Raw genomic sequence first — 11,913 nt, forward strand, 5'->3', positions numbered from 1 at the left:
AGGTAATCTTGGGCGTGGTGGGTTCAACCGCCCGAGGGTAGGTGGCGGGCGATAAGATCGGTAAAGTCTTCGGGAGCTTTTAGTGTGTCGATGTCGGCAGGGGTGATCGTGACGCCCCATTTCGACATCGCAGCATAGCGCGGCTGGCGGTGCGACAGCGCGGCGGCATAGGTCCAGCGGATGAAATCATCGGGGTTCACGGCGTCTTCGCGGATATTCTTTTCCGCAAGATAGTCGGCCCACGCACGCGCGAGGAATTCAGGCTGGTAGGCCATCGGCTTGGGGGCTTTGTCGAAGCGGCGGATCAGTTCTTCGGTATGGGCCTCATCGCCCTTGATCCAGACCAGCAGGCATTCTTGCGAGAGCTGTTGCAACAGCGGGTCGTTCGGGTCTTCGGGGTCGACCCATTCGCAGATCGAGCCACCGGTGTCACAGATGAAATGCGGATAGCCGTAGAGCGCTTCGGCGCGGTTGGCGAAATAGGCGGTGTCTTGCAGCGCGCTGATCTCGGCCCGGCGGAACGCCTCTTGGCGCGTCGCATAGTCCGCCATCGGCAGTCCGCCGCGCGCGGGATCGCCGGGTTTGCCGAGCCACGTGGCCACGGGCGATAGATTGTCGAAGGTGATGTTTGAGCCGATGTAGATGCTATCGCTGAGCAGCAGATCACGTAGAAACGGCACCTTCATCGCCTCGGCTTTGGCGTTGTCGGCGATCAGTTCGCCCAGATAGCGGGTGCCGATACGGTAATCGATGGAGTAGTGAAACCAATCCCCGCTGGCGCGCAGCAGGCTGGACAGATGGGTTTTGCCCAAGCCCGACATGCCGAAGATCAGAACTTTGCGGCGCGGCGCGGCGCGCCAGTCGTCAGCCGTGGGGTAGAGCATGTATCACCAAGGTTAAGTGCTTCGTTTCCCCTGAGTACCCCAGTGTTTGACCAGACGCCAGATGCGGCCATCCAGCACCAAAAGCCCAAGCGCCAGAAGGGCAAAGCCGCTGTAGGCGGCAGGGCGCAGGGTTTCATCGCGCAGCCATGCGCCCAGCAGGATCGCGACGGGTGCGACCAGCAGCGTGACCAGCATCAGGTTGCTGCTGCCCGCCATGCCCAGCACGCGGTAATAGAGCAGATAGGCCAGCGCCGTGGCAGCCAGCGCGTAATAGGCAATGGCCATGAGCGTGGCCGGGGCAAGGTCGAGCGTCAGCGGTCCTTCGACGGCCCATGCCAGCGGCAGCATGACCAGCGTGGCCCCTGTCAGCATCCCGGCGGCGGCCAGTTGCGGCGGTTGGCCCGGCAGCAGTTTGCGCGCGCAGACACCCGCCATGGCATAGGACATCGCCCCGCCCAGCACGGCAAGCTGCGCAAGGCTGCCGAGGTCGAAATTCGTGAGGTTTTCCAGCCCGATGGCGGTGCTGACCCCGGCAAAGCCAAGGCAGACGCCAATCGCCTTGCGCGGGGTGATGCGCTCATCCGCGAGAAAGATCGCGGCGGCCAGCACGCCAAAGATCGCCGTGGCGGCATTGAGGATTGAGGTCAGGCCAGAGGGGATATGCAATTGCCCCCATGCCATCAGCGAGAAGGGGATCACATTATTCAACAGCCCCATCAGCAGGAAGGCCGCCCAGATTCGCGGGTCGCGCGGCAGCGGCAGGCGCATAACGGCGACCGCGCCCCAAAGCACCAGCATCGCCCAGAACACCCGATGCGCAACCGAGGTCAGCGGCCCGATCTCATCCAGTGCCACCCGCACGGCGACAAAGGACGCGCCCCAAAGCAGAGCGAGAAAGCCCATTTCGATCCAAGCACGCGGGGGAATGGTTTTTTGTGTGATCATGACCTCGGGTTTAGGCCGTTCCATTGATCGGCACGACCCGAAAGATGCGCATGCATAAAAAACGCCGCCCGAGGGGTTCGGGCGGCGTGATCTCAACGGTTCTGGTGTGGATTAGAAGGTGAAACCCACTTTGACACCAAAGGCCACGGCATCGTTGTCTTCGAATTCCGCTGCCGGGGCAAAGCCCGGAATGGCCGTCTCTGCGTCACCGATGTTGACGTAGCGCACGCCGGTGGTGATTCTCATATTGTCGCGGGTATAGACGGCGGCCAGCGCGAGGCTCTTGTTGCCATCGGTCGGGCCGAGGTTGGAGGCAAAGCCGCCTTCGGACTTCTCATAGCCGACGGAAGCAGAGACCGACCAGTTGTCATTCAGACGACGGCCCACACCCAGCGAGTAGGTGAAAACATCGTTCTCATAGCTCACGAGGGAGGCCCCGCCCGTGGCGCCAGCATAGGCAGCCGGAGAAATATCGAAGGACGACCAATCAACCCAGCGGATGCCACCAAAAAGCAGCGTGTCAGCCGCGATGCCGGTCTGGAAATCGAGGTTAACCGACTGCGGCGTTTCGATTTCGGTTGTGCTCATGACTGCGCCGAACTCGGTGGTGTCAACGTCATGGTCGACCTTGGAGTTATAGGTCAGCGCCACGCGCATGGCGATGTCGGGGCGCTCATAGGCGACACCAGCGACATAGCCGACGCCTGTGTCGCGATCCCCATCAACCGTATAGCCGCCCACGAAGGGGACAGCTGCCGTGGCTTCGATGGTTTGCACACGCAGACCACCGTGAACGCTGAAGTTGTCGTTCATCCGGTAGCGCAGCAGGCCGGTCAGAGCGTGCGCGTCAAGATCAGCCTGCGCGCCTGCGGCGTAGTAGCCGGTGCCCGTGGGGTAATCGATGTCAGCGCCAAAGGGCTGGTCATAAATGATCGCATAGGACAGTTTGTCGTTGATGTCTGCCTTATAGGCGGCGCCAAACTGCATGTAGCTTTCTGTGGCATTGCCTGAATCGCGGCTGCCGAGCGCCGCAACCGAGGTGCCCGACGTGTCGGGCGAGATATGCCCGAAGCTGAATTCGGCATAGCGCCCGTTTTCAAACAGGGCGTTGATGGATTGGCCCGACCGATCGATACCGCCAGCGTGAACGAGTGCCGTAGATGCCAACAGTGCCGGAATTGCCAAGAAATAGGTTTTCATTTGCTTTCCTCCCAAGACTTCTGTGCGGTTCCTCCCCGGCACAGGTTAGAAACGATCTAAGCGGATAGCTGCCGTTTGCGTCAATCACTGACCTTGGGTCAGGTTGAAAACTGGGCAAACATTACTTGGGGTGTGCTTTGCGGGTCTCAAACCAGATGTTGAGGTAATTGCCCGCAAAAATGATCGCGGCCCCGACGAAGACCCAGACATCGAGCGCTTCGGCATAGAGGAGCATCCCGACGACCGCGATCGCCGGAAGGCGGACGAAATCAATCGGCACCACCACGGTCGCGGGGGCGAGGCTCAGCGCGTTGGTTAGACAGTAATGCGCAAGCAACCCACAGGCGCCGACGAGCAGCAGAAATGGCATCGTCTCAACAGTAGGTCCGGCGATATCGCCGTCGTAGCCCGCCGAGATCAGGCCAAAGATCAATTGCAGCGTTGTGAGGTAGAATAGGATCGTGGTGATCCCTTGGGTGCGCGTCAGCCGCTTGGTCAGCACATTGGTCAGGGCAAAGAAGACCGCACAGCCTGCCGCCGCCAGAATGCCGGTGTTGAGGTTGCCAATATCAGGCCGTGCGACGATCAGAATGCCGATGAACCCCATGACGGCGGCCAGCGCCCGCGTGGCGGTCAACCGTTCGCCCAGCAGAAAGATCGACAGAACGATGACCCAAAGCGGTGAAGTGAACTCTAGCGCGAAGACCTGCGCCAGCGGGATCAGCGACACGGCGAGGAACCATAGGTTCTGCCCGGTGAAATGCGCGAGGTTGCGGATAAGTTGTAGGCCAAAGTTGCGGGTGTTGATCTGCCGCCACGCCCCGGTGGCCCAAGCGAGCGACAGGACGATGATCACGCCGATCACACTGCGGTAGAGCATCACCTCAAAGGTATCGAACCGTGCCGAGAGTTCACGCCCCGCCACAGCCATGGTCGAGAAAGAGCCGATGGAGCCGATCATCCAGAGTGCAGCGCGGACGGTGGGGGTCATGTGGGGTTGGTCAATTGGTCATCGCCCTTGGCCTCGTCGCCGATGATTTGGCGGTCGGTGATCGGGGTGTCGGTGATCTTGTAGTCGCGTGTGATCCCGGCGGTGAGCCTTGCCCAGTCTGAAGCCGCCGTGCGGTTCTGATGCGCCGCAAAGGCTGCGCGGTCGGTGAAAAGTTCCGATACCTGCCACAGGAGGGGATCGTCGGTGGGCGTCACGTCGAAGCGCAAACACCCCGGCTCGGCACGGGTGAGGCGCAGATGCGCGTCAAGCTCCGCGCGCACCCGGTCCGCCTCGGCCCGGGTCGCGCAGCGAAGGTGGCCGGTTAGGGCCACCCTCATGTTTATTCCCACTCGATGGTGCCCGGAGGTTTCGAAGTGATGTCATAGGTGACGCGGTTGATGCCCGGTACCTCGTTGATGATCCGCGTGGCGGTTTCACCAAGGAAGTCATGGGTGAACGGATAGTAGTCCGCTGTCATGCCGTCCACAGAGGTCACCGCGCGCAGGGCGCAGGCGAAGTCATAGGTCCGGCCATCGCCCATCACGCCCACGGTACGCACAGGCAGGATCGCCACGAAGGCTTGCCAGATATCGTCATAGAGACCATGGCGGCGGATCTGATCGATATAGACCGCATCGGCCTCGCGCAGGATCGCCAGCTTCTCGCGGGTGATCTCACCGGGGCAGCGGATCGCAAGGCCCGGCCCGGGGAAGGGGTGGCGGCCAATGAACGAAGGCGGCAGCCCGAGTTCACGGCCCAGCTCGCGCACTTCGTCTTTGAACAACTCGCGCAGCGGCTCGACCAGTTTGAGGCCCATCTTTTCGGGCAGGCCACCGACATTGTGGTGGCTCTTGATGGTGACCGAAGGGCCGCCGGAGAAGGAGACGCTTTCGATCACATCGGGGTAGAGCGTGCCTTGGGCCAAGAAAGTCGCATCGCCCACGTCTTTTGCGTGTTTCTGGAACACATCGATAAAGAGCTTGCCGATGATCTTGCGCTTGGTCTCGGGGTCCGAGACACCGTCGAGCTCGCCCAAGAACAACTCTTGCTCGTCAGCGTGGATCAGCGGCATGTTGTAGTGGTCGCGGAACATGGTGACGACCTCTTCGGCCTCACCCTTGCGCAGCAGACCGTGGTCAACGAAGACGCAGGTCAACTGATCGCCGATGGCTTCGTGGATCAGCACGGCGGCGACGGAGGAGTCCACGCCGCCGGAAAGGCCACAGATCACCTTCTGGTCGCCAACCTGCTCACGGATCGCGGCAATGGCTTCCTCACGGTAGGCGCTCATGGTCCAGTCGCCTTTGAACCCTGCCAGACGCACGAAGTTCTCATAAAGGCGCGGGCCGTTGGGCGTGTGGTGCACCTCGGGGTGGAATTGCACCGCGTAGAAGTGACGTTCAACATCCGCGGTAATGGCGAAAGGCGCGTTGGGGGAGGTGCCATAGACCTCGAACCCCGGAGCGATCTTGCTGACGTGGTCGCCGTGGCTCATCCAGACCTGTTCGCGGTCGGTGGCAAACCAACCCTCCAGCAGATCAAGCTGTTGGCCTGTGGGGGTTACGAAAGCCCGTCCAAATTCGGCGGTGCCGTGACCGCGCTCCACATGGCCGCCAAGGCAATGCATCATGACCTGTTGGCCATAGCAGATGCCCAAGATCGGCACGCCCAGTTCAAACACAGCCTGCGGCGGACGCGGTGCGCCTTCGGCAAACACAGAGGACGGGCCGCCCGACAGGATCACCGCCTTAGGCGCGAATTCCTTGAGGAAGGCTTCGTCCACCGTGTTGAACGGGTGGATTTCGCAAAAGACGTTCAGCTCCCGCAGGCGACGCGCGATAAGCTGCGTGACCTGGCTGCCGAAGTCGATGATGAGAAGGCGGTCATGGGTGATATCTGTCATGGGGCCGTGATTAGGCCCGTGGGCGCGCTCTGGCAAGTCTCTAGCGGGCCGAAGACGCAGCCCTGTCGCGTTTAATTCGCGCAAGTGGCGCGAGGACGGCACGCGATGTCGCTTTTTGCCGCTAGAGGGCGTTATCCGCGCGAAGGGGCACTTGGGAATGGGGTAGGCACAGGCCAAGAGTTGCGGGAAGGATAGAGCAATGGCGGAATCAGCACGACGGGCACGCGGCGGCGGAGGTGCGGCACGGCGCGCGGCACGCACGGCCGTCTCATTCGAGACAGCGCGCTATATCGAGCGGAACATCCCGAACTTCGAAGTGCTGACCGAAGAAGCGCTGGAGATTATCGAGCATAACGCCGACACGGTGCTGGAAGAGATCGGTGTGAACTTTCCCGACAACCCCGATGCGCTGGCACTGTGGCGTGACGCCGGGGCCGATGTGCAGGGGGAACGGGTGCGTATTCCACGGGGGCTAGCGCGCAAGCTGTGCTCTACCGCCCCCTCGACGATCACCCAAGTGGCGCGCAACCGCGAGCGGGATGTGGTGATTGGAGGCAAGAGCCTTGTCCTCGCCCCGGTCTATGGGCCGCCCTTCGTGCGCGATGCCGCAGGGGGCGCCGCTATGCCACGCTGGCGGATTTCCAGAAGTTCGTGAAGCTCGGCTATATGTCGAAATGGCTGCATCACTCGGGGGGACGGTATGTGAGCCGACCGACATCCCGGTGAACAAACGCCACCTCGATATGCTGCATGCCCATATGACGCTCAGCGACAAACCCTTCATGGGGTCGGTGACCGAGCCGTCGCGCGCGCAGGACAGTGTCGATATGTGCGGCATCCTTTTTGGTAAGGACTTCGTGCAGGAAAACACGGTGATGACCTCGCTCATCAACATCAACTCGCCGATGACATTCGACGATGTGATGATGGGGGCGCTCAAGGTGTATGCCGAGAACAATCAGGCCTGCATCATTTCGCCGTTTATCGTTGGGGGAGCGATGGCCCCGGTGAGTGTCGCAGGGACATTGACGCAGGTCTTGGCCGAGACTTTGGCAGGGATCGCCTATAGCCAGCTCGTCCGCCCCGGTGCGCCTGTGATCATGGGGGCTTTCGTGACCTCCATCGACATGAACAGTGGTGCGCCCACATTCGGCACGCCTGAGGCTGCGCATATCACCTATGGCGCTGGGCAACTGGCCCGCAGGCTGAACCTGCCTTACCGGAGCGCCGGGTCTTTCAATGGCTCGAAACTGCCCGATGCGCAGGCGGCCTATGAGACCTCCAACAGTCTGAACATGGGGCTTCTGGCTGGGGTGAACTTCATGCTGCACGCCTGTGGCTGGCTGGAAGGGGGCTTGTGTCTTCTTTCGAGAAGTTCGTCATGGATGCCGATCAACTGGGCACGCTGCATCACCTCGCCCGCGGGGTAGAGATGGACGAGAACGCGCAGGCCATGGACGCAATCCGCGAAGTCGGGCCGGGGGGCATTACCTCGGTTGCGCCCATACACAGAACAACTTCCGCGAGGCGTTTTGGAAATCCGACCTGCTGGATTACAAACCCTTCGAGACATGGTCGGATGAGGGGGCGCGCGATACACAGACCCTTGCCACCGCACGGGTCGAAAAGATGCTCGCCGATTATCAGCAACCCGCGCTTGATCCGGCCATTCGCGAGGCGCTTGATGCCTTTGTCGCGACCCGCAAGGCAGCGGAGCCGGATAGCTTTACCTAAAATGGGACTGCGGGGGCGTTCCCCCGCCGCGGCCTCTACGCGCTGGGGCTCTGCGCGGCTCTCAGAAAGCGCGCTTCGCCGACCATGGCGATCAGCACATCCACATGCCGGATCAGGCTATAGCTTGCATCTGCCGTCTCGCGCTGGGTGTCCAACTCGGCCTCTATCTCGATCAGTTTGATCAGCGCCGTGCCGTGGCGCGGCAGCATGCCAAAGCCCAATATGCGAGGCAGATGGGTGCCGCGCCGGTAATCCTCGGCTCCGATACGGGCGGCGCGCATCAACAGGCGCGGGCGGTGAAGTCTTTGCAGCATGGTCAGTAGATCTTGCATCACAACTCTCCGGTGAACGGGGGTGAATCACCCCGGATCATCGAAGCATGGCACAACCTTTCCGGGTGTTGCGTGTCATGGCTTCGCGGCGCACGGCGCATACCGGTGCTGTTTACCTTTTGGAAACAATCATTGCCAAATGCGACGATTTTAACCAACGGGTAACCAAAACATCCATAGGTTGTGAATAACTCTGGGGATAACTCTCCGGCTTGGGGACCCGCCAAAATGGAAGTGGCAGTCAATTGAAGGCGCATCACCAAATCCAACAGACCGTCCTGCCGGGATGGGTGCCGCACGGAGCCCTGCATTACCTCGCACATACGGAGACCGGCGCACCGATCCGGGCCTTGGCACGCCAAGCTGGCTGCCATGCCTCGACCATCATGCGTCAAATCCGCCGTATTGAGACAAGGCGCGACGATCCGCTGGTGGATGCCGCCCTGCGCAGGCTCGGGGCGGTGCGGCGCGCTTTGGATTGTACTGCTGGCCCCCCAGCAGGAAAGACAGCGACAATGACCAAACCCGCCACCCCCTTCTTGACGAAGACACTTTCGCCGCCGAGGCGCTGCGCGTCCTTCGGCGCCTGCATGAGACGGGCGCGATCCTCGCCGTGGCCGAGGGCATGGAAAAGGCCGTCGTCCTGCGCGAGACGGACACCGGCCCCGGCGCACGCACCGCTGTGGTGGACAGCGCCGTGGCGCAGGCGATGGCCCTGAAAGATTGGATCGCCCCCGGCAGCACAGGCCGGGTAACGCGCTATCACATCACCAGCGCCGGGCGGGCTGCGCTGCGGCGGATGATAGAAGACCAAGGCGCGGGCGCCCATGGCTTTGCCGAAGATCAGACCGCGTTTCTGGGCTTGGCCAGCGGCCCCGAGGCGGAAGAGGGCGCGGATGCCGATGCGGTCCCGCGCCGAGGCCGCTATTGCCTATCGGAAAGCCCGCTCTCTGCGCTTGCTCGGCGGCGCGATAAATCCGGTGCGCCTTTTCTGAACGAGGGGCTGGTCCATGCCGGTGAAAGGCTGCGTGAGGATTTCGAACTGGCCCAGATGGGCGGTGAGGTGACCCAAAATTGGGATCATTTCCTGACGCCGGGCGCAAAACCCAGCGGGCGGCGTGAGGGCTCGGGCAGCATGGCCGCGGCAGAGGCGCGCAAGCGGGTGGCAGATGCCATGGCCGAACTCGGCCCCGGCCTGTCGGACGTGGTGCTGCGCTGTTGCTGCTATCTGGAAGGGTTGGAGACCACTGAAAAGCGGTTGGGATGGTCGGCGCGATCAGGCAAGATCGTGCTGCGGATCGCGCTGATGCGGCTCAAACGACACTACGACGAAACCGTAGGCCCGGGCGGCCCGATGATCGGATAAAGAAGGGGCGGCAGGGTGATGATCCTGCCGCCCCGGTTGTTTCAGTCTGCGACCTTCGTCGGCGTCTCATCTGTCACCGAAATCGCCACTTCGTCTTTCTCACAAGCGTCACGCACGCCGGCGGCATAGTCGGGGTGCACTTTTTCCAGCACCGCATACCAGCGTTCTTTTACCTGCTGCGAACAGGGCGCCATGGCACCGGCCATGTTCTCATGCAGACGGTCACGCTGCGCCTGATCGAACACCTCGGTGTAGAGCTTGCGCGGCTGGACGTAATCGGCATCCGTCTCCTCTTGGACATAGCGATCCGCATCGCCCGAAATGCGCAGCGGCGGTTCCTGAACCGAAGGATCAGGGCGGGCCGATTCTTCGTATTGGTTCGGCTCGTAATAGGCATCCGGGTGGCCGGTCTGCTGGGGGAAGAACCGCATGGAGCCGTCCTTGTGGTAGTGGTGCATCGGCGCGGCCTTGGGCGCGTTGGCGGGCAGCGCCTCGTAATGCGTGCCAAGACGGTAGCGGTGCGCGTCCGCATAGGAAAAGACCCGCGCTTGCAACATCTTATCGGGCGAGAAACCGATGCCCGGCACCTTGTTCGAGGGCGAATAGGCGGCGTTCTCGATGCTTTGGAAGTAGTTGTCGGGGTTGCGGTTGAACTCTAGCATACCGACCGGGATCAGCGGGTAATCCGCATGCGGCCAGACTTTGGTCAGATCAAAGGGGTTAAAGCCGCAGGTCTCGGCCTCTGCCTCGGGCATGACTTGGATATTCAGCTCCCATTTCGGGAATTCGCCGCCTTCGATCGCGTTGAAGAGATCCTCTTGGAAGTTCTCGCGGGTCGAGCCGATTAGCTTTTCCGCGTCTTCATTGGTGCGGTTGCGGATTTCCTGCTGGCAGCGGAAGTGGAACTTCACCCAATGACGCTCGCCCTTGGCGTTCCACATCGAATAGGTGTGGCTGCCGTAGCCGTGCATGTGCATCGGGTTCACCGGAATGCCGCGGTCCGACATCAGGATGGTCACCTGGTGCACGCATTCGGGCTGAGCCGCCCAGAAGTCGAACATTGCCTCGGGCGAGCGCAGGTTGGTGCGCGGGTGGCGTTTCTGGGTGCGGATGAAGTCCGGGAATTTATAGGCATCGCGGACAAAGAAGATCGGGGTGTTGTTGCCCACAACGTCCCAGTTGCCTTCCTCGGTGTAGAACTTCACAGAGAATCCGCGCACGTCACGCTCACTGTCGGCGGCACCCAATTCGCCTGCCACGGTGGACCAGCGCGAGAGGATTTCGCAGGTCTTGCCCACTTCGGAGAAGATCGCCGCACAGCTGTATTCGCTGATGTCATGGGTCACGGTAAAGGTGCCTTCGGCGCCCCAGCCCTTGGCGTGAACGGCCCGCTCGGGGATGCGCTCGCGGTTCTGATGGGCCAGTTTTTCGATCAATTGGTAATCGTCCAGCAAGACCGGGCCACGGCTTCCGGCGGTTTTGCTGGTTTCATTGGTCGGCATCGGCGCGCCGGCGGTGGTGGTGAGACGCTTGCTCATCTTGGGTTCCCCTCGGTTATTGTCTGAGGGGAAGATGATCCATTTCGCCCATAATTTCCAATTGCAGTTTTGTAAAATTGCGATAGGTAAAAGTTATGAACTTCACCCTAAAGCAACTTGAATATTTCCGCGCACTGGCGACTTTGGGCAACTTCGGGCGGGCGGCGGAGGCCAGCAATATCTCTCAGCCTGCGCTTTCCGTGCAGATCCGCACCTTGGAGGAGTCGCTGGGGGGCGGTTGATCGAACGGCAAAGCCGCGCCTCGGTCCTGACGCCCTTGGGCCGCGAGGTGCTGACCCGCGCCGAGGATATTTTGCGCCGCGCCAAACTGTTGGAAGCCACGGCGCGCGAACAGGTGGGGCTGGCGGGCACCTTGAACCTTGGGCTGATCCCGACGGTGGCGCCCTATCTTTTGCCCGGTGTGCTGGCCGCCCTGCGCGCGCAGGATATTTCCCTGCGGGTCGAGGTGCGCGAGGCGCAGACCGATCAGCTGTTGGCCGATTTGCGGGCCGGGGCGCTGGACGCGGCGGTGATGGCGGTGCCAACAGGCGAAACCGGTCTGGCCGAAATGCCCCTGTTCGAAGATCGCTTTCTGCTGGCGGGCTCCGCCGAGCGGATGGCGGGGGCGGCGGTTGTCCGTCCGACCGATCTGGCCCGCACGCCGCTGATGCTGCTGGAAGACGGTCACTGCCTGACCGATCAAGCGCTAGAGGTTTGTCAGCGGGACCGGACGCAGGCGGGCATCCACACGGGCGCTTCGTCTCTCGCAACCCTATCGCGGCTGGTGGAGGCGGGGTTTGGCATGACCTTGATGCCCGAGATCGCCGCCAAAACCGAGCTTGATGCCGCGCCGGGCCTACGGCTGCACCGTTTCGGCACACCGGAGCCAGCGCGGCAGATCGGGCTCGTGCGCCGGGCGGGCACGCCGGGCAGCGGTTGGGCGGCGCAATTGGCCCAGACGCTGAAAGATGTGGGGGAAGGGCTGACCGGGCAGCTACGCGCGACATACTAGGCGCGGGC

The 11,913-nt window shown here is 62.0% G+C and carries 11 protein-coding genes and 1 pseudogene; 4 read left to right on the forward strand and 8 right to left on the reverse strand.

Going from position 1 to position 11,913, the window contains the following annotated elements; genetic code table 11:
* Positions 1–23: 23 nt before the first annotated feature.
* From ACFQAU_RS14920 to guaA, 6 genes are all read right to left on the reverse strand, one after another.
* On the reverse strand, positions 24–884 hold the full coding sequence (locus ACFQAU_RS14920) for an ATPase (RefSeq protein WP_132443302.1): 861 nt from the start codon (positions 882–884) through the stop codon (positions 24–26).
* 12 nt (positions 885–896) lie between these two features.
* Positions 897–1,829 carry a DMT family transporter gene (locus tag ACFQAU_RS14925; protein WP_132443303.1) on the reverse strand — a complete coding sequence of 311 codons (933 nt, stop codon included), beginning with the start codon at positions 1,827–1,829 and terminating at the stop codon, positions 897–899.
* A 111-nt stretch (positions 1,830–1,940) separates the two neighbouring features.
* The gene (locus tag ACFQAU_RS14930; RefSeq protein WP_132443304.1) at positions 1,941–3,029 is read right to left on the reverse strand and encodes an OmpP1/FadL family transporter; all 1,089 of its coding nucleotides are present in this window, start codon (positions 3,027–3,029) and stop codon (positions 1,941–1,943) included.
* 121 nt (positions 3,030–3,150) lie between these two features.
* Positions 3,151–4,020: a DMT family transporter gene (locus tag ACFQAU_RS14935; protein WP_132443305.1), complete on the reverse strand. Its 870-nt coding sequence runs from the start codon at positions 4,018–4,020 to the stop codon at positions 3,151–3,153.
* Complete coding sequence (locus ACFQAU_RS14940) at positions 4,017–4,358, reverse strand: putative quinol monooxygenase (RefSeq protein WP_165935518.1); 342 nt, start codon at positions 4,356–4,358, stop codon at positions 4,017–4,019. The genes ACFQAU_RS14935 and ACFQAU_RS14940 overlap by 4 nt, the downstream gene beginning before the upstream one ends.
* A 2-nt stretch (positions 4,359–4,360) precedes the next feature.
* Entirely contained in the window at positions 4,361–5,923 is a 1,563-nt protein-coding gene (guaA, locus tag ACFQAU_RS14945) for a glutamine-hydrolyzing GMP synthase (protein ID WP_120351187.1), read from the reverse strand.
* Positions 5,924–6,122: 199 nt separating this feature from the next.
* On the opposite strand from guaA, the pseudogene ACFQAU_RS14950 reads away from it, so the two are divergent.
* Positions 6,123–7,657, forward strand: a pseudogene (locus ACFQAU_RS14950) (trimethylamine methyltransferase family protein).
* 35 nt (positions 7,658–7,692) lie between these two features.
* Here ACFQAU_RS14950 and ACFQAU_RS14955 read toward each other — a convergent pair.
* Positions 7,693–7,989 (reverse strand): DUF6477 family protein, encoded by a 297-nt coding sequence (locus tag ACFQAU_RS14955; protein ID WP_132443307.1) that lies wholly within the window; start codon positions 7,987–7,989, stop codon positions 7,693–7,695.
* A gap of 478 nt (positions 7,990–8,467) precedes the next feature.
* On the opposite strand from ACFQAU_RS14955, the gene ACFQAU_RS14960 reads away from it, so the two are divergent.
* Positions 8,468–9,355: a DUF6456 domain-containing protein gene (locus ACFQAU_RS14960; protein ID WP_386283201.1), complete on the forward strand. Its 888-nt coding sequence runs from the start codon at positions 8,468–8,470 to the stop codon at positions 9,353–9,355.
* 41 nt (positions 9,356–9,396) lie between these two features.
* Here the strand turns inward: ACFQAU_RS14960 and ACFQAU_RS14965 are convergent, their stop codons facing one another.
* A complete protein-coding gene (locus tag ACFQAU_RS14965; RefSeq protein WP_067942670.1) occupies positions 9,397–10,893 on the reverse strand; it encodes a catalase in 1,497 nt (498 codons plus the stop codon).
* A 95-nt stretch (positions 10,894–10,988) separates the two neighbouring features.
* On the opposite strand from ACFQAU_RS14965, the gene ACFQAU_RS14970 reads away from it, so the two are divergent.
* Together ACFQAU_RS14970 and ACFQAU_RS14975 are read left to right on the forward strand one after the other, a co-directional pair.
* Positions 10,989–11,135: a LysR family transcriptional regulator gene (locus ACFQAU_RS14970; RefSeq protein ID WP_386283204.1), complete on the forward strand. Its 147-nt coding sequence runs from the start codon at positions 10,989–10,991 to the stop codon at positions 11,133–11,135.
* Positions 11,132–11,905, forward strand: a complete 774-nt coding sequence (locus ACFQAU_RS14975; protein WP_386283208.1) for a hydrogen peroxide-inducible genes activator — start codon at positions 11,132–11,134, stop codon at positions 11,903–11,905. Before ACFQAU_RS14970 ends, ACFQAU_RS14975 begins: the two co-directional genes overlap by 4 nt.
* Positions 11,906–11,913: the final 8 nt, after the last annotated feature.

The organism is Sulfitobacter profundi, from assembly GCF_042661425.1.
GTDB lineage: Bacteria > Pseudomonadota > Alphaproteobacteria > Rhodobacterales > Rhodobacteraceae > Sulfitobacter > Sulfitobacter profundi.